The 18,093-nt window shown below is 73.3% G+C and carries 11 protein-coding genes; 6 read left to right on the top strand and 5 right to left on the bottom strand.

The features are described 5' to 3' along the window. The first annotated feature begins 175 nt into the window (after positions 1-175). The 3 genes from ACIDOF_RS10515 to ACIDOF_RS10525 all read left to right on the top strand — a co-directional run bounded on the left by ACIDOF_RS10515 (position 176) and on the right by ACIDOF_RS10525 (position 7,401). A complete protein-coding gene (locus ACIDOF_RS10515) occupies positions 176-4,297 on the top strand; it encodes an amino acid adenylation domain-containing protein (RefSeq protein ID WP_409005504.1) in 4,122 nt (1,373 codons plus the stop codon). A gap of 294 nt (positions 4,298-4,591) precedes the next feature. Further along, positions 4,592-5,776 carry an SGNH/GDSL hydrolase family protein gene (locus ACIDOF_RS10520; protein WP_409005505.1) on the top strand — a complete coding sequence of 395 codons (1,185 nt, stop codon included), beginning with the start codon at positions 4,592-4,594 and terminating at the stop codon, positions 5,774-5,776. 11 nt (positions 5,777-5,787) lie between these two features. Then, positions 5,788-7,401, top strand: a complete 1,614-nt coding sequence (locus ACIDOF_RS10525) for a phosphodiester glycosidase family protein (RefSeq protein WP_409005506.1) — start codon at positions 5,788-5,790, stop codon at positions 7,399-7,401. Positions 7,402-7,465: 64 nt separating this feature from the next. Here ACIDOF_RS10525 and ACIDOF_RS10530 read toward each other — a convergent pair whose 3' ends face one another. Both ACIDOF_RS10530 and ACIDOF_RS10535 read right to left on the bottom strand, forming a co-directional pair. After that, the gene (locus ACIDOF_RS10530) at positions 7,466-8,395 is read right to left on the bottom strand and encodes an aldo/keto reductase family oxidoreductase (RefSeq protein ID WP_409005507.1); all 930 of its coding nucleotides are present in this window, start codon (positions 8,393-8,395) and stop codon (positions 7,466-7,468) included. Between the two features lie 73 nt (positions 8,396-8,468). Then, on the bottom strand, positions 8,469-9,512 hold the full coding sequence (locus ACIDOF_RS10535; RefSeq protein ID WP_409005508.1) for an NAD(P)-dependent alcohol dehydrogenase: 1,044 nt from the start codon (positions 9,510-9,512) through the stop codon (positions 8,469-8,471). 141 nt (positions 9,513-9,653) lie between these two features. Here ACIDOF_RS10535 and ACIDOF_RS10540 point away from each other — a divergent pair, with 141 nt between their 5' ends. Beyond that, on the top strand, positions 9,654-10,556 hold the full coding sequence (locus ACIDOF_RS10540) for a helix-turn-helix domain-containing protein (protein ID WP_409005748.1): 903 nt from the start codon (positions 9,654-9,656) through the stop codon (positions 10,554-10,556). A 131-nt stretch (positions 10,557-10,687) separates the two neighbouring features. Here the strand turns inward: ACIDOF_RS10540 and ACIDOF_RS10545 are convergent, their stop codons facing one another. Then, a complete protein-coding gene (locus tag ACIDOF_RS10545) occupies positions 10,688-12,739 on the bottom strand; it encodes a M14 family zinc carboxypeptidase (RefSeq protein WP_409005509.1) in 2,052 nt (683 codons plus the stop codon). 391 nt (positions 12,740-13,130) lie between these two features. Between ACIDOF_RS10545 and ACIDOF_RS10550 the strand changes: the two genes are divergently transcribed. Beyond that, a complete protein-coding gene (locus tag ACIDOF_RS10550) occupies positions 13,131-14,768 on the top strand; it encodes an ABC-F family ATP-binding cassette domain-containing protein (RefSeq protein WP_409005510.1) in 1,638 nt (545 codons plus the stop codon). After that, a complete protein-coding gene (locus ACIDOF_RS10555; RefSeq protein ID WP_409005511.1) occupies positions 14,765-16,429 on the top strand; it encodes an ABC-F family ATP-binding cassette domain-containing protein in 1,665 nt (554 codons plus the stop codon). Before ACIDOF_RS10550 ends, ACIDOF_RS10555 begins: the two co-directional genes overlap by 4 nt. A gap of 65 nt (positions 16,430-16,494) precedes the next feature. Here ACIDOF_RS10555 and ACIDOF_RS10560 read toward each other — a convergent pair whose 3' ends face one another. Both ACIDOF_RS10560 and ACIDOF_RS10565 read right to left on the bottom strand, forming a co-directional pair. After that, entirely contained in the window at positions 16,495-17,358 is an 864-nt protein-coding gene (locus ACIDOF_RS10560) for a lysozyme (RefSeq protein WP_409005512.1), read from the bottom strand. A gap of 111 nt (positions 17,359-17,469) precedes the next feature. After that, the gene (locus ACIDOF_RS10565) at positions 17,470-17,979 is read right to left on the bottom strand and encodes a hypothetical protein (protein ID WP_409005513.1); all 510 of its coding nucleotides are present in this window, start codon (positions 17,977-17,979) and stop codon (positions 17,470-17,472) included. Between the last annotated feature and the right edge of the window lie 114 nt (positions 17,980-18,093).

Here is an 18,093-nt window from a genome sequence, read left to right on the forward strand (position 1 = left end):
AGACGCCCTTCGGGAGCGCATGGAGCGCGCCTTCCAGCCTTCCGCGCGCCCCGCCCGACCCCGGCTGATCGTCACCGTATCCGCGCCCGCTCGTTGACCCGCGAAAGCGCCGACTGCGCAGGGATGCGCGACGTGCGGCGTCGAAGCAGTGGTGCGGACACGGGAGTTGACGTTCATGGAGAGCACGTTCGACAGCGATCGCGGTCTGCCGCTGACGAGCGCACAGATGCTCTTCTGGCTGGCGCAGGAACGCGATCCGCACAGCCCGGCGTTCCTCTGCGCCGAGTACGTGGAGCTGCTCGGGCCGGTCGACGTCGCGCTCCTGGAGCAGGCGCTGCACGGCGCGCTCGTCGAGGCGGAGGCGACCCGCGTACGGTTCCACACCACCGCGGACGGCGAAGTGCGCCAGCGCGTACGGCCGTTGGACGACTGGACGCTGCCGGTGATCGACCTGCGGGGCGAGGCCGACCCGGCGCGGGCCGCCGACGACTGGATGGCGGCGCACGGGCATCCGGCGTTCGACCTGCAGCGTGACCACGCGTTCCGGTTCACGCTGCTGCGGACCGCGGACGAACGGTTCCTGTTCCACCTCGTGATGCACCACATCCTCCTCGACGGCTACGGCTTCTCGCTGTTCCTGCACCGCACCGCCGACCTGTACACGGCGCTCTCCGCCGGGCAGCCCGTGCCGCCGTGCCCGTTCGGCACGCTGGAGCAGGCCGTGGCCGACGACCTCGACTACCGCACGTCGGGGCCGATGGACCGCGACCGGGAGTACTGGCGCGAGCAACTCGCCGACTGGATCGCCGAGTCCGCGCCCGCGCACCGGCCCGAGGAGGTGTCGTACACGTTCGTCCGCGAGTCCGGGCACCTCGACGCCGAGGCCGCCGCGGGCCTGCGCGCCCTGGCCCGCACGGCGCGGACGGGGCTCGCGACGGCCGCGATGGCGGCGCTCGGCCTGTACGTGCACCGGCTCGGCGGCAGCGACGACGTCGGCCTGCAGCTCACCGTCACCGGCCGCAGCCCCGCCTCCCGCACCGTGCCCGCCGTCCTCGCCAACGTCCTCCCACTCCGCCTGCACACCACCCCGCAGACCACCGTCGGCGATCTGCTGCGGCACACCGCCCAGCAGGCCAAGGGACTGCTGCGGCACCAGCGTTACCCGTACCTGCAGCTGGAACGCGAACTGCGCGTGCAGCACAACAGGCCGGGGCCGCTGGGCAGTTGGGGCATCAACGTCATGACGTACGACGGGGACGTGCGGTTCGGGTCGATTCCGGCGGTGATCCACAACCTGTCCAACGGGCCCGTCGCGGGCTGGGCGGTGAACGTGTACGACCGGCCGTCCGACGGCTCGCTGCGGATCGATCTGCAGGCCGACCCGGAGCGGCACACCGCCGCGGAGGTCGCCGGCCACCACCGCCGGTTCCTCGGCCTGCTCCGCACCCTCGCGACCGTCGACCCGGAGCTGCCGATCGGCGAGATCGACCTGCTCACCGGGGCCGAGCGCACCGAGGTGCTCGCGGCCGGGCAGGGCCCGGTGCGGCCGGTGCCGCCCGTCCCGCTCACGGAGCTGTTCGAGGAGCGGGCACGGCAGGCGCCGGGGGCCAGGGCGCTGGTGTGCGGCGCGAAGGAGCTGACGGCCGCCGAGCTGAACAGCCGCGCCAACCGCCTCGCCCACCTGCTGCTCTCCCGCGGCGCCGCCCCGGAGTCGTACGTCGCGGTGTCACTGCCGCGGACCGCCGACTATGTCGTGGCGCTGCTCGCGGTGCTCAAGTCCGGTGCGGCGTGCGTGCCGTTGGACCCGGCGCATCCGGGCGCCCGTACGCGGTCGATGCTCGACGACAGCCGGCCGCTGTTCGTGCTCACCGCGACGGGCGGCGCCACGGAGAGCGTGGCGGGGGTGCCCGTGCTCGACCTGGACTCCCCCGAGGCCGAGCAGGCGCTCGCCCTGCAGCCCGAGTCCGACCCCACCGACCGGGACCGGGCGCGGCCGCTCGCCCCGCACCACCCGGCGTACGTCAACTTCACCTCGGGCACGTCCGGGCGGCCGAACGGCGTGGTGGTCGAGCACCGGCAGCTCGGCAACCTGTTCGCCGACCACGAGGCCGAACTGATCCGGCCGGCCGCCGAGGCCGCGGGCCGTCCGCTGCGGGCCGCGCTCACCGCGTCGTTCACGTTCGACACCTCGTGGGAGGGCCTGTTGTTCCTGGCGGCGGGCCAGGAACTGCACCTCGTCGAAGAATCGGTTCGGCTCGATCCGGCCGAACTCGTCGCCCACGTACGGCGGCAGCGCATCGATTTCCTCGACGTCACGCCGTCGTATCTGCGGCAGTTGCTGGACGCCGGGCTGCTGCACGAGGAAGGCGCCGGCGGTGCGCACCGGCCGGGGCTGCTCATGGTCGGCGGCGAGGCCCTCGACGGCGAGCTGTGGCAGCGGCTGCGCAACCGGCCCGGCACGGCCGCGCACCGGCGCACCGCCGCGTACAACTACTACGGGCCGACCGAGTGCACGGTCGACGCCGTGTACTGCCGCCTGGACGAGAGCGGCCCCCGGCCCGTCATCGGCCGTCCCGGGCACAACGTGCGGGCCTACGTCCTGGACCGCGCCGGGCAGCCCGTCCCGCCCGGCGTCCCCGGCGAGCTGCACCTCGGCGGCGCCCAGGTCGCACGCGGCTACCTGAACCGGCCCGACCTCACCGAACAGCGGTTCCTGCCCGACCCGTTCGGCCCGCCCGGCGCCCGCATGTACCGCACGGGCGACGCGGCCCGGTGGACCGAGGACGGCCTGCTCGAATTCCTCGGGCGGACGGACGAGCAGGTGAAGGTGCACGGCGTGCGCGTCGAGCCGGGCGAGATCGAGGCGGTGCTCGCCGGGCACCCGCGGATCGCGCAGGCCGCGGTGACCGTCTCCCCCGCCGGGCCCGCCCTGACCGCCCACCTCACCTCGAACGCGCCGTCCGACGGAGAGGCCCCGGACCCCGCCGACCTGCGGGCGTGGGCGGCGCAGCGGCTGCCCGCCGCGATGGTGCCGTCGGCGTTCCTGTTCCACGACGCCCTGCCGCTCACCGCGCACGGCAAGCTGGACCGCGCGGCCCTCGCCGCCGCACCGCACTCCCCCGCGCCGGCCGCGCGGCGCGCGCCCCGCACCGCGCGGGAGCAGGAGCTGTGCGCGCTCTTCGCCGAGGTGCTCGACCTGCCCGAAGTGGGCGTCGACGACGACTTCTTCGCCCTCGGCGGCCACTCCCTCAAGGCCGCCCGGCTCGCGTCCCGCATCAGCGCCCGCCTCGGTACTCAGGTGCCGACGGCCGCGCTGTACCGGGCGCCGAGCGTGGCGGCGCTGGCCGAGCACATGGGGGGTGGCGGGGCGGGGGTTCACGGGAGTACGGATGCGGATTCGGGCGGGGGCGCGGGCTCGGGCGCGGGCGCGGGTCAACTCCCGGACCCGTTCGGCCCGTTGCTGCCGTTGCGCCCCGCCGGCGCCCGTACGCCGGTGTTCTGTCTGCACCCGTCCGGCGGCCTCGGCTGGTGCTACGCCACGCTGCCCCGGCACCTTCCGGACGACGTGCCCGTGTACGTGCTGCAGGCGCGCGGGCTGCGGGACGGCGAAGGGGTGCCCGGCACGTTCCCCGAGATGATCGACGACTACGTACGGCAGATCCGCTCGGTGCGGGCGGCCGGCCCGTACCGGCTGCTCGGCTGGTCGCTCGGCGGCTCCCTCGCGCACGCCGTCGCCGTCCGCCTGCGGGCCGAGGGCGAGCGGGTGGAACTCCTCGCGCTGCTCGACGCCCAGCCGCTCGACCCGGACGAGGCGCGCCGCCTGGAGGCCGACCCGGAGCTGACCCGCGCCCTCGTCCTGGAGGCCGCGGGGCGCCTCCCCATCCCGGCGCAGGCGACGGAGCGCGGCCGGACCGCCGCGGAACCGGTGCGGGCCCCGGCGCCCGCCCGGGCCAGGGAACTCGTCGGGGCGGGCGACCGGCCGGCCGACCGCTCCCGGCTGCTCGCCGAGCTGCAGGCCGAGCTGGCCGACGAGCACATGATCGCCGCGACCAACGTCCTCGCCCACCAGGCCGCCCTCGCCCCGACGTACGAGCGGGAGGTCTTCGACGGCGACCTGCTCTACTTCCACGCCGGCCGCGGCAAGCCCGCCGACGCCCCCACCGGCGAGGCCTGGCGCCCCTGGGTCACGGGCCGGATCACGTCGTACGCGTACGACTGCACCCATCACGCGATGATGCAGCCCGACCACATCGCGCCCATCGGGCAGATCCTCACGGAGCGGCTCGGCAGGGACTGAGCAGCGGCAACGGCTGGCGGCGGCAGCGGCAACGGCGGCAGCGACTGAAGCGACCCAAGCGACCGAAGATCCGGAATGCCTCATACCTCTTCGGGGTACGGCCAGGTACGGCAAGCCACGGCCAACACCCGCCGCCGCCTGGCCCCTTGACGTCGCCGCCGCCGTTCCGGAGCTGTTCACCGCACGGCCCCCGCACGGCTCTTGACGAGTGGTCTCTACCACCCGCACCGTTGCCTGGTCCGGTCCCCCACGCGGACGCATGTGCCGACTCATGTACCGCGGAAGGGCAACCTCGTGAACGCGTCACGTCCGTCGCACCGGCAGGGGCTCAACCGGAAACAGGTGCTCGGCCTGGCCGCGCTCGGGGCGGGAGCCCTGGCGCTCGGCGGGCCCGGAACCGGCAGGGCGAGGGCGGCGACGGGGACCGCGACCGCACCCGGCGCGACACGTGCCGCCGAACCGCGGGTCGAGGGCGAGATCGCCTGGTGGGACGTGGCCGGATGGGGCGTCGAGGGGAAGGGCTGGTCCGACACGGCACGGTCCTACGACCGGCTGCCCGCCCGCGCGGAGCAGACCGTACGGCCCGTGATCTGGGAGCTGAGCCGCACCTCGGCGGGCATGCTGGCCCGGTTCGCCACCGACTCGGCGTCCGTGCACGCCCGTTACACCCTGCGCTCGCCCCGCCTCGCGCTGCCGCACATGCCGGCGACCGGGGTCAGCGGGCTCGACCTCTACGCGCAGGACGCCTCCGGCCGCGACCGGTGGGCCGGCGTCACCAAGCCGGCGTCCGGGTCGGTGACGGAGCGTCTGGTCAGCGGCGCGGACCCGGGGATGCGGCGGTACACGGCGTATCTGCCGCTCTACAACGGCGTCGAGTCGCTGGAGATCGGCGTCGACGCCGGGGCGGCGTTCCGGCCGGTGGCGCCGCGGCGGCAGCGGCCGGTCCTCTGCTACGGCTCGTCCATCGTGCAGGGCGCCTGCGCCTCCCGGCCGGGCATGGCGTTCCCGGCGGTCCTGGGGCGGCGGCTCGGCCGGCCGGTGGTCAACCTCGGCTTCTCGGGCAACGCGTTCATGGAGCCGGAGGTCGGGGCCCTGCTCGCGGAGCTCGACCCGGCGGTCTTCGTGATCGACTGCCTGCCGAACATGACCGCCGACCTGGTCGCCGCACGCGCCGAGCCGCTGATCCGGCGCTTGCGCGAGGCACGTCCCGGCACGCCGATCGTCATGGCGGAGGACCGCACGTACGCGCACGCCTGGCTGGTGGGCGCGCTGCGCGAGCGGCACGAGGGCAGCCGGGCCGCGTTCCGCGAGGCGTACGAGCGGCTGCGCGGGGCGGGGGTGCCGGGGCTCACGTACCTGGAGGGCGCGGGTCTGCTCGGTGACGACGACGAGGCGACGACAGACGGCTCGCACCCCAGCGACCTCGGCATGCTGCGGTACGCGGACGCGTACACCGAGGTGCTGCGGAGGCTGCTGTGAGGAGGAGTGCGGTGCGGGTTCAACTGCTCGGTACGGGTGCGGTGCTGTCGCTGGTGGCGGTGACGGGGGTGCTGCAGGCGCCCGCGGCCGCGGGGGCGGGGACACGGGCGGGCGCGGAGTTGCCGTTGGGCGCGCCCGGCCTGCCCGAGACGCGGACCACGACGACCTTGCAGCCCGGGGTCACGCTCACCCGTGTCGTGCGCGGCGCCGACGCGCCCGCCCAGCCGTGGACGGTCGAGGTCGCCGTCCCGGGCGGGCAGTCGTCCCCCGACCCGGACGCCCCGCCGACCGCGCTCAAGGACCGGGCGAGCGCCGACGAGTTGACGGACCGGCTGCGGCAGGAGGGCTTCGAGGCGCGGGCCGAGCGGGTGGACACGCCCGCCACCGCCGACTTCGGGGGCGGCACGCTGGGCTGGCGGGTCCGGGTCGGCACGTTCACGGCCCGCGCCGACGCCGACGCCGAGCGGGCCCGGCTCGTGGCGGCGGGGCACACGGGCTCCGCCGTCCACACCGGCTGGGACGGGGACGCCCGGGACCGCGGCCCGTGGCGGATCGACGTGCTCACGGTCGACCCGCGGCTGTTCCGGGGCAGCCTCGAAGCGTCGTACGGGCCCGACCTGGAGCGGCGCGAGAAGACCAGCGAACTCGCCGCCGCGCGCGGGGCGTCGGCCGCGGTCAACGGCGGCTACTTCGTCCTGGACTCGCGCTCCGGCGCCCCCGGCGACCCGGCCGGTGCGGGCGTGTACCGCGGTCGTACGGAGAGCGAGTCGGTGGGCGGGCGGCCGGCGCTGGTGACGGACGCGGGCGGACGCGGCCGGGTCGTGCGTACGGCCTGGTCGGGCGAGGTCGTCGGCCGGGACACCGCGCTTGAGCTGGACGGCGTCAACCGGGTGCCGGGGCTGATCAGGAACTGCGGAGGCACCGCCGACGACGCCCCGACCGCGCGGCCGCTGCACGACGTGACCTGCCAGGACCCGGACGAACTCGTCGCGTTCACCGGCGCGTTCGGGCCTCGTACGCCTGCGGGCGAGGGCGTGGAGGCCGTCCTGGACGCGCGGGGCCGGGTGGCGGAGGTGCGCTCGCCGCGGGGCGGGGTGCTGCCGGCGGGCGGGAGTTCGGTGCAGGCGACCGGGGCCCTGGCCGAGCGGCTGGCGGGGCTCGCGCGGGTCGGCGAACGGCTGCGGATCGCGCAGGCCCTGCGGGACGAACGGGGAGCGGAACTCGGCACGTCCCCCTCGACCAGCGTCGTCAACGGCGGGCCCGAGCTGGTCCGCGACGGGAGACTGCACGTCACCCCGGCCGCCGACGGCATGGTCCACGCGGACAACCCGAGCTTCTACTACGGCTGGGCGCACAAGCGGAACCCGCGCACCCTCGCCGGTACCGACGCCGCCGGGCGGACCGTCCTCGTCACGGCGGAGGGACGGGACACCGACGCGCTCGGGCTGAGCCTCGTCGAGAGCGCGACCGTGGCCCGTGCGCTCGGCCTGCGCGACGCGGTCAACCTCGACGGCGGCGGCTCGACCGCGATGGTCGCACACGGCGAACTCCTCACCGACCCGTCCGACACGGCAGGCGAACGCCCGGTCGGGGACGCGCTGTTGATCCTGCCACGACGGGACTGAGCCCGCCCGGCCCGAAGAACCCGCTTCCGGCTGCTGCTCGCTACGGCAAGGTGTGCCCGTGCCGCTAAGGCAAGGTGTGCCCGGCCGCGCGGAACAGGCGGTACCACTCCTCGCGGGTGAGCGGGATGTCCGAGCCCGCCGCGGCTTCGGCGACCCGGCCCGGGTTGGTGGTGCCGAGCACGACCTGCATGCGGGCCGGGTGGCGGGTGATCCAGGCGACGGCGATGCCGGTCGGCGTCACCCCGTACTGGGCGGCCAACTCGTCGAGTACGGCGTTGAGTTCGGCGTACTGCTCGACGTCGCCGATGAAGACGCCGTCGAAGAACCCCTTCTGGAACGGCGACCACGCCTGCAGGGTGATCCCGTGCAGGCGCGCGTAGTCGAGCAGCCCGTTGTCGCGGCTCAGCGACTGGTCGAGCCCCGCCATGTTCGCGGCGACGCCGGAGGCGATCAACGGGGCGTGGGTGAGGCTCAGTTGGACCTGGTCGGCGACCAGCGGCTGCCGTACCGCCGACTTGAGCAGCTCGATCTGGCCGGGCGTGTGGTTGGACACGCCGAAGTTCACGACCTTGCCCGCGGCGTGCAGCTCGTCGAAGGCCGCCGCGACCTCCTCCGGCTCGACGAGGGTGTCGGGGCGGTGCAGCAGGAGCACGTCGAGGTAGTCGGTGCGCAGGGCGGCGAGGGACTCGTCGACGGTGCGCACGATGTGCTCGTGGGAGAAGTCGAAGAAGCCGGGCCGGATGCCGACCTTGCTCTGGACGACGATCGACGCGCGCTCCGCGGCGCCCAGCCGGACGGCCCGCCCGAACCGCTCCTCGCAGGCGTGCCGTTCGGGCCCGTAGATGTCGGCGTGGTCGAAGGTGTTGACGCCGGCGGCGCGGGCGCTGTCGTAGAGGGCGCGGATCTCCTTGTCGTCGAGCTCGGCGATGCGCATCAGGCCGAGGACGATGTTGGAGGACGGGACCCTGGCGCCGGGGAAGTCGATCGTCTTCATGGCGCCATTCTGTGGTGCGCCGCCCGTCGGGTCCACGGGCGGAGGACCCGACGGGCAGCGCTCGGACCGCGGCTCAGATCGTGGCGGTGTCGATCACGAAGCGGTAGCGCACGTCGGAGGCGAGGACCCGCTCGTACGCCTCGTTGATCTGCGCGGCCTCGATCAGCTCGATCTCGGCGCCCAGGCCGTGCTCGGCGCAGAAGTCGAGCATCTCCTGGGTCTCGGCGATGCCGCCGATCATCGACCCGGCGAGGATCTTGTTGCCGCCGATGAGGGAGAACAGGTTGAGGGCGATCGGCTCCTCGGGGGCGCCGACGTTGACGAGCGCGCCGCCCGTCTTCAGCAGCCCGAGGTAGGCGCCGAAGTCCAGCGGCGCGGAGACCGTGGAGAGGATGACGTCGAAGGTGCCGGCGAGCTCCTCGAAGGTGGCCGGGTCGCTCGTCGCGTAGTAGTGGTCGGCGCCCAGCTTCAGGCCGTCGTCCTTCTTGCGCAGCGACTGCGAGAGGACGGTGACCTCCGCGCCGAGCGCGTGCGCGATCTTCACGCCCATGTGGCCGAGGCCGCCGAGGCCGACGATCGCGACCTTCTTGCCGGGGCCCGCGCCCCAGTGCTTCAGCGGGGAGTACGTGGTGATGCCGGCGCAGAGCAGCGGCGCGGCCACGTCGAGGGCGAGGCCGTCGGGGATGCGGACGACGAAGCCCTCGGTGACGACGACCTGCTGCGAGTAGCCGCCGTAGGTGGGCTCGCCGTCCTTGCCGACGGCGTTGTACGTCTGGATGTTCCCCTCGACGCAGTGCTGCTCCCGGCCGGACGTGCAGGGCTCGCACTCACCGCAGGAGTCGACCATGCAGCCGACGCCGACCCGGTCGCCGACCTTGAACTTCGTCACACCGGGGCCGACCTCGGAGACGACACCGGCGATCTCGTGGCCCGGGACCATCGGGAAGATGGCCTCGCCCCAGCCCTCACGGGCCTGGTGGATGTCGGAGTGGCAGATTCCGGCGAACTTGATGTCGATCCGTACGTCGTGCTCGCCGACGGCACGGCGCTCGATGGTGGTGCGCTCCAGCGGGGCCTTGGCGCTGGGGGCTGCGTATGCGGCAACAGTCGTGGTCATGGCCACAAGGCTGCTCCCGCTCAGGCCCCGCAGGCAAAGAATCTGCAGGTCACCGCTTTACGTACGTCCAGTGGTCCTACTACTGGCAGGGTCAGGCTCATGGTCGTACCACCAGGAATACTGGACATCATGGACGACGACATGGCACGGGACGACGGCACGGCCCCCGCGGCGGACGGCCTGGACCGGCGGGCCGAGCTGAGCGAGTTCCTGCGTACCCGGCGGGCCCGGCTGAAGCCCGAGGACGTGGGGATCCCGACGATGGGCCGGCACCGGCGGGTGCCGGGGCTCAGGCGGGAGGAGCTGGCGCAGCTCGCCGGGGTCTCGGTGGCGTACTACACGCGCCTGGAGCAGGGCAACGGGCGCAACGTGTCGGTGGAGGTGCTCGACGCGATCGCGCGCGCCCTGCGCCTCAGCGACGCCGAGCACGCCCACCTCGTCCACCTGGCCCGGCCCACGCAGCAGCGCCGCAGGCAGTCGGCGCCGAAGCGGCAGCAGCAGGTGCGGCCCGCGCTGCGCCATCTGCTGGACTCCATCGAGGGCGTGCCCGCGTACGTCGGCGGGGCGCGCTCCGACATCCTCGCGTGGAACCGGATGGCGGCGGCCCTGTTCGGCGACTGGGGGCAGCTGCCGCGCGCCGAACGGAACTGGGCCCGCCTCACCTTCCTGAACCCGGACTACCGCGAGCTGTTCCTCGACTGGGACTCCAAGGCCGCCGACATGGTCAGCTACCTGCGGCTGTACGCGGGGCAGCACGCCGAGGACCCGGAGCTTTCGGCGCTCGTCGGTGAACTGTCCGTCAAGAGCGACGAGTTCCGGCGGCTGTGGGCCACGCACGACGTGAAGGAGAAGGGCCACGGCGTGAAGCGCATGCGCCACCCGGTCGTCGGCGAGCTGACCCTCGCGTACGAGACCCTCCACCTCCCGGACGACGACGGCCAGTTCCTCTCCGTCTACCACGCCGAACCGGGCACCCCGTCCGCGGAGGCACTGCGCCTGCTGGCGAGCTGGGGGGTGGACGAGGGGACTCGGGCGAAGCTGTAGGTAGCCGCCCAGGAGCCCCCTCCCGGTCGTCAGCCGCCGAGGGCGAGGCGCGCACCGCCGGAAGCGGTCGCGACGAATAGGCCCGCGCGCTCCGCACGGTCGCCGGGCCGGTGCGGAGCGCGCCCGCCGTCTCAGCCCTGCTTCCGCCCGCACTCCCCCAGGTCCGCCTTGACCCGGTCGCCGCGGTCCGCCACGACCGGGAGTTGCTGGAGGACCTTGCCGTCCTTCTCGCAGGACAGGGTCCAGTTCTCGATGACGCCGCCGACTTCGCTCGTCGTCGACTCGTACAGGGACGCGGTGAGGTTCCAACTCGGGCTCGCAGAGGCCCAGTTCTCCACGCGGAGGACGTACGTGCCCTGCTGCGGGTCGTCGATGAGGACGCGTTCCTTCTCGCCGACGGATCCCGTGGAGCTGCCGACGCGGGTGAGGCTGCCGTCGGCGTTCCTGCGCAGCACGTACAGGTCGAGGTCGTCCGGTGTGGGCCAGTCGAGCGCGGCCTCCAGGACATCGGCGTCCCGGTCGACGACGAACTCCCGGTCCGTGGACTGTCCGGGCGCGGTCGTCCCCGTGGACGTCTCCCGCTTCAGCGGCTCCGAGCCGACGACCTCGATCTGCCGGGCCTTCACGACGGGCCGCGTCGACGGGTTCACGTGCCAGGTGTAGGAGCCGTCCGCGCCGACCTCCATGGTCGTGTCGAGGGTGTCCTTGACCGTGCCCGACCAGGTGGGCGTGGCGAACGTCTTCTTCAGCCGCAGCGTCGCCCCCGCGGGGGCCTTCCCGCTGATCACCGCGTGCTGCTCGGGGTCGGCGGCGCTCTCCAACGCCAGCAGGTACGCCTCCCGGTTGCCCTTCCCCGCGTACGCGCCCTTGCCCAGGTATTCGTCGACGACCTCGGGGAACGGCGGGTGGAATTCGTCGGGGCCGATCTCGAACGTGTAGCCGTAGCCGCCCGTCGCGTTGTACGACCAGTCCTCGGTGGTGCCGGTCGTGTCGTACAACTCCCAACTGTGCTGGCTCGTATAGCCGTTCTGCGCGGCCATGCGGTCGCCGAGCTCCTTCAGGGCGGGCTCGTCGGGCGGGTCGCCGACGGGCTGCCCGTCCGGGCCGACGGTGTCGGGGGCGACGCCGTTCGGGCGCAGCACCAGGTCGGAGAACGTGTGGTTGGTGATCAGCCCGGTCACCTGACGGCCGCTGACCAGCTCCCGGACGTTCTGCGTCTCCGGCTCGGAGAACGGCCCGGCCCCGCGGTACGTGGCATGCACGGGCTCGGCGGCCGCGCCGGGACCGCCCCACAGCCCGCCGTAGTTCCGGTTGAGGTCGACGCCCGCCCCGAATCCGCCGGGACTGCTCGCCAGGGCGCACTCGCCCGCGAGCGGCCGCTGCCCGTCGACGATCCGGCAGTTCTTGCGTTTGTACGCGTTGCCGGGCGTGGCCAGGATCGACCCGGTTCCGCCGTCGTCGAGGTCGCGCAGATCGATCAACTGCCCGTCGTTCACGGACTTCTCGAACCCGTCGACGTTCACGACCGGCACGACGAGCACCCGCACCTTCTTCAGCAGTGCGGTGATCCGCGCATCGCTCCCGTAGTTCTTCACCAGGTCGTGGGCGAACTCGACGGTGTGCTCGCCGGAGGGCCACTCGCGGGCGTGGTGCAGGCCCAGCATGAGGAAGACGGGCCGGCCGTCATCGGTCGCCCGCACGTCGTGCGCGATCTCCACACCGTGGACCTGCTTGCCTTCGAGGCTCTGGTGCGGCAGCGCGAACTTCCGTACGAGGCCCGGGTGTTGGCCGGCCAGCCGGTCGAGGTCGGCGGTGTAGTCGGCGAGCCGCCGGTAGCTGTCGCGGCCGGACGGGAGCGGCGAGGTGCCGGTCGCGGCGGCGTAGGCGCGGTTCGCGGCGTTGACGTCGGACTCGCGCTGCACGAGGTCGGGGATGCGTGTCTGCCAACGGAACCCGGCGAGTTGCAGCGCGAGCGCGTCGGAGGGCGTGTGCAGGACGACCTCGACGAAGTCGTGCCCGGCGTGCTCGGTCAGGTCGAGCCCGAGCGCGGAGAGTTTCGCCTTGGCGGCGCGGGTGGGGGTGTCGACGGTCACCAGCTGGGGCCGGAAGTCGCTGCTCGCCGCGTGCGCGGTGTCCGCTGTGGCGGTGGTGCTTGCCGTTGCGCCGCCGACCGCGGCAAGCACCGCGGCGCAGGCGACGGCCGTAAGAGAACGTGCTCTGCCTCTACCTCTACCTCTGCCTCTGCCTCTGCCTCTACGCATCACGCATCCCGCCCATCCTGTCGGTCCTGTCGGTGGGGGGAGGCGGTCGGGTAGTACCCCGTCGGCATGGCATGTACACGATATTCGGGCGGCGGTCACAGACCGTGGTGTTAGCCTGGCCGAGACCTTGACCGTGTGCTGGAGGAGTGCAGACGTGGCTGGTGACGTCGACATCTCAGGGTGAGTGCCGCCCCTGAGGCCACCCGGACGGTGCTGGAGAGCACCCCGGCCGTGGCCCGTTCGACGTACCCCTTTTCCCCACGTTGACCAGGGCGGAAGTCTGTCCGCTCGCGCGCCTGCGAGGTCGTGTCCCATGTCTGTGTCTGCTGCTGTCGTCTGCTCCCACCTGTCCTTCTCCTGGCCGGACGAGACGCCGGTCTTCCGTGAGCTGTCCTGCACCGTGCCCGTCGGGCGTACGGGGCTTGTCGCGCCCAACGGCTCCGGCAAGAGCACCCTGCTCAAGCTGATCGCCGGGGAGCTCGCTCCCGCCGCCGGTTCGGTGTCCGTGACCGGGACGCTCGGCTACCTTCCGCAGAGCCTGCCGCTGGCCGGCGGGCTCACCGTCGCCGAGGTGCTCGGCGTCGCCGACGTGATCCGCGCCCTGGACGCGGTCGAGTCCGGGGACGTGGCCGAGGAGCACTTCGCCGCCATCGGGGACGACTGGGACATCGAGGAGCGCACCCGCGCACAACTCGACCGGCTCGGCCTCGGCGCCCTCGGCCTCGACCGCCCCCTCCGCACGCTCAGCGGCGGCCAGATCGTGTCGCTCGGCCTCGCCGCCCAACTGCTCCGCCGCCCCGACGTGCTGCTGCTCGACGAGCCGACCAACAACCTCGACACCGAGGCCCGGCACAAGCTCTATGACGTGCTCGACGACTTCTCCGGCGCCCTGCTCCTCGTCAGCCACGACCGCGCGCTCCTCGACCGCATGGACCGCGTCGCCGAACTCGGCCGGGGCGAACTGCGCCTGTACGGCGGGAATTTCACCGCGTACGAGGAGGCCGTACGGGCCGAACAGGAAGTCGCCGAGAAGAATGTGCGCAATGCCGAGCAGGAGTTGAAGCGGGAGAAGCGGGAACTGCAGCAGGCCCGGGAACGGGCCGAGCGGCGCGCGAGCAATGCCGCACGGAATCTGAAGAGCGCGGGCCTGCCACGGATCTTCGCGGGCAACATGAAACGGGGCGCACAGGAATCCGCGGGGCGCGCCGGGCAGATGCACGCGTCGCGGGTCGGCGAGGCGCAGGCGCGGCTCGACGAGGCGGGGCGGGCGCTCCGCGAGGAACAGCGCCTCATCCTCGACCTGCCGGACACACAGGTGCCGGCCGGGCGGAATCTGTTTCTCGGCGAGGGAATGCAGGTGCGGCTCGGGGAGCGCGAGGTGTTCGCGCCGGGCGGCGTCGACCTGAGCGTCCGGGGACCGGAGCGGATCGCGCTGACCGGCGGGAACGGTGCGGGCAAGACGACGCTGCTGCGGCTGCTCACGGGTGAACTCGCCCCGGGGAGCGGGGAGATCAGGCGCGGCGAAGGGCGGATCGCGTATCTGTCGCAGCGCCTCGATCTGCTGGACGAGGAACGCACGGTGGCGGAGAATTTCGCCGCGTTCGCGCCACGGCGCCCGCAGGCGGAGCGGATGAATCTGCTGGCGCGTTTCCTTTTCCGCGGTACGCGGGCGCACCTTCCGGTCGGGGTGCTGTCCGGCGGTGAGCGGTTGCGCGCCACGCTGGCGTGCGTGCTGTGCGCCGAACCGGCCCCGCAATTGCTGCTCCTCGACGAGCCGACCAACAATCTCGACCTGGCCGGCGCGGGCCAGTTGGAGAGTGCGCTGAACGCGTACCGCGGCGCTTTTCTCGTGGTCAGCCACGACGAGCGGTTTCTCGCCGAGATCGGTGTGGAGCGGTGGCTGCGGCTCGCGGAGGGCACGCTCACGGAGGCGGGCGGGCCGGGACGATGAGCCGAGATGCTGATGCTGGTGCTGCCGTGATCGGCTCGGATCTCGTACGAAGTCTCGCCGGAAGAAGGGTTCTTGACGGTGTGTCGGTGACCGTGGCGCCCGGCCGGTGCGTCGGGGTGATCGGGGAGAACGGCGTCGGCAAGTCGACGCTGCTGCGGCTGCTCGCCGGGGCCGACACCCCGGACGCGGGCACCGTCACCCGCCCCGACGACCTGGGGTTTCTGCACCAGGAGATGCCGTTCGACCCGGCGGCCACCCTCGCCGACGTCCTGGACGACGCGCTGCGCGAAGCCCGCGAGGACCTCGCCGAGCTCGAACGGCTCGGCGCGGAACTCGCCCGTACACCCGAACACGCCCCGGGCCACGGGGAGTTGCTCACCGCGTACGGCGAGCGCCTCGAACAGGCCCAGGACCGCGAGTCCTGGGACGCCGACCGCCGCGCGAAGCTCATGCTCGACGGGCTCGGCCTGGGCGCCCTCGACCCGGCGCGCACCCTCGGCTCGCTGTCCGGCGGGCAGCGCGGGCGGCTCGCCCTGGCCGCGCTGCTCGTCCGCCGGCCCGCCGCGCTGCTGCTCGACGAGCCCACCAACCATCTCGACGACGCCGCCGCGGAGTTCGTGGAGCAGCAGGTGCGCTCGCAGCCCGGCGCGGTCGTCGTGGCGAGCCACGACCGGGCGTTCCTCGACGCGGTCTGCACGGACCTCCTCGACCTCGACCCGGCCGCCGACGGGCCGGTGCGCTTCGGCGGCGGGTACAGCGCGTACGTCGACCGGAAACGGGCCGAACGCGCCCGCTGGGAACGCCGATTCGCCGACGAACAGGCCGAGTTGACGGAACTGCGGCGCGCGGCGGGCGTGACGGCGCACCGCGTCGCACCCGACCGGGGGCCGCGCGACAACGAGAAGATGGGGTACGGGCACCGGGCCGGGCGCGTGCAGAGCCAGATCTCGCGCCGCGTGCGCAACGCCGCCCGCCGGGTCGCCGAACTGGAGCGCACCGCCGTCGCCGAGCCGCCGCGCCCCCTGCGGTTCGGCGGTACGGCACTGGTGTCGGGGACCGAGGAGCCGGGTCTGCTCGACGCGGCGGACGACGGTACGCGGCCGTTGGCGGCGCTGCGCGGGGCGTACGTGCCGGGGCGGCTCGCACCCGTCGGCCTTGAGGTGCCGGTCGGCGAGCGGCTTCTGGTCACGGGCGGCAACGGCACCGGCAAGTCGACGCTCCTCGCCGTGCTCGCCGGGCATTTAGCCGCCGAGGGCGAGGTGTTCCGCCGCCCCGGCCTCACGGTGGGGCTGCTCGCCCAGGACACGCGCTTCGCCCGGCCCGGGCGTACCGTACGCGCCACGTACGAGGCGGCAGTCGGGGCGGAGCGCGCCGAGCGGGTGCCGCTCCGCTCGCTCGGCCTGCTGCACGCGGCCGACGAGGACCAACCGGTCGGCCGCCTGTCGGTCGGCCAGCAACGACGCCTCGCCCTGGCCCTGTTGACGGCCCGCCCACCCCGGCTCCTCCTCCTCGACGAGCCGACGAACCACCTCTCCCCCAGCCTCTGCGACGAGCTGGAGGAAGCCCTGGCCGAGCCCACCGCCCCCGGCGCGATCGTCCTCACCACCCACGACCGCCTGCTCCGCCGACGGTGGGGCGGGAGGGAGGTGGAGTTGCGGTGAGAGCCGCGGACTCGGGGCCCGCGCGGACGTGTCGTGCGGGCGGGCCCCGAGGCCGGTGCGTGGGGTCAGCCGTTGGCGAGGGCCTTGACCCGGTCCAGGGCTCCGTTGAAGCGGTTGTGGTCGCCGACGATGCGGCCGTTGGCCGTGTACTGCCACATCGTGTGCCACTTCCAGCCGGCCGGGAGAGGCCCGACGGTCGAGGCGTAGCGGGCGATCCAGAGCGGGTTGGTGGCGGCGAAACCGCGGTAGTTGCCGGTGCACTTCTTCCACCAGTTGGTGGAGGTGTAGATCACCGCGTCGCGGCCGGTGCGCTTCTCGTACCGGTTGAGGAAGTCCCGGATCCAGCCGACGAGTTGACGCGGCGACTTGCCGTAGCAGGTCGAGCCGTACGGGTTGTACTCGATGTCGAGCACGCCCGGCAGCGTCCTGCCGTCCTTGGACCACGCGCCGCCGCGCTTGACGAAGTAGTCGGCCTGGGCGGCGCCGGACGAGGTGTCCGGGGTGGCGAAGTGGTACGCGCCGCGGATCATGCCGCTCCTGTACGAGCCGACGTACTGCTGCGCGAAGTACGGGTTGCGGTAGGACCTGCCCTCGGTCGCCTTGACGTACGCCCAGCGCACGCCGCTCTTGCGCAGCTTCTTCCAGGCGACGTTGCCCTGGTGGCTGGACACGTCCACGCCCCGGGTCCGGGCGACGCGCGTGTCGGCGGGCACGCCCTGGACGCCCTCGTACGCGAGGATCCCCTCGCCCATCTGGGCCGAGCCCCGCGCGTGCTCGGCCGTACGCGTCTCGCCGGTGGCCGGGGCCGGGTCGTCGGCGGTCACGGCCGCTGCGGGCAGGGTGAACAGCAGTAACTGGGAGGCGGCCAGGGCGCCGGAGGCGAGGAGTCGGCGGGAGTTCGTGGATGCTGAGGCCTTTGTGTGGTGCATGGGGCACATCTGACCTCCCGTCACGCCACCTCGCATCTCGCAGTAGGCCAGACGGTGTTGAGGGCGGGGCCGGTCAACGCCCGGCGCGCTGCGGGATGTGGCGTCCCGCGGTCAGTCCACCCGCGCACACAGATCGTCGCGCCCGCCCTGTTGCATCGTCACCGTCTTGTAGCCGTCGGGGCCGATGTGCAGGGTGTACACGCCGTCCACGAGGTGCAGGCCGCGCGGCAGGTTGCCGCCGTTCTCGGCTACGCCGACGAGGACGGGGCCGCGTACGTCCCAGAACTGGGAGCCGTCCGCACGGTACTCGACGAGGGCCCGGCCGCCCGCGTCCGCGTCGTACGAGGCGCCGGTCGCGGTGTTGGTGAGGCGGACGACGAGGGCGCCCTTGTACGCGACGCGTTTCGGGGTGCCGTCGGGGTGGGTTTCCAGGACCTGTCGGACGACCTCGTCGACGACGGGCTCGCCGTGCACGGGGAAGTCGCAGCGCTCCCCCGCCGCCGTGTCCCAGGGCGCGGAGGGTGCGGGCTCCCAGCCTGCTTCGGCGTGGGCGGGTACGGCCGTCGCCGCGAGGGCCGACGCGGCGAGCAGGGCGGGCAGTACGGCGAGCGTGCGGCGCATGGGCTTCTCCTCAATTCAGGCTGCACGAAAAGGACTTCGCGCCCTCGCGCCACAGCAGACCACTCACACCTCACCTTGCGCCAGCGTTCCCACGCGACCCATACTTAATGCAAG

The organism is Streptomyces sp. Da 82-17 (genome assembly GCF_046098215.1).
In the GTDB taxonomy this organism is placed as follows: Bacteria; Actinomycetota; Actinomycetes; order Streptomycetales; family Streptomycetaceae; genus Streptomyces.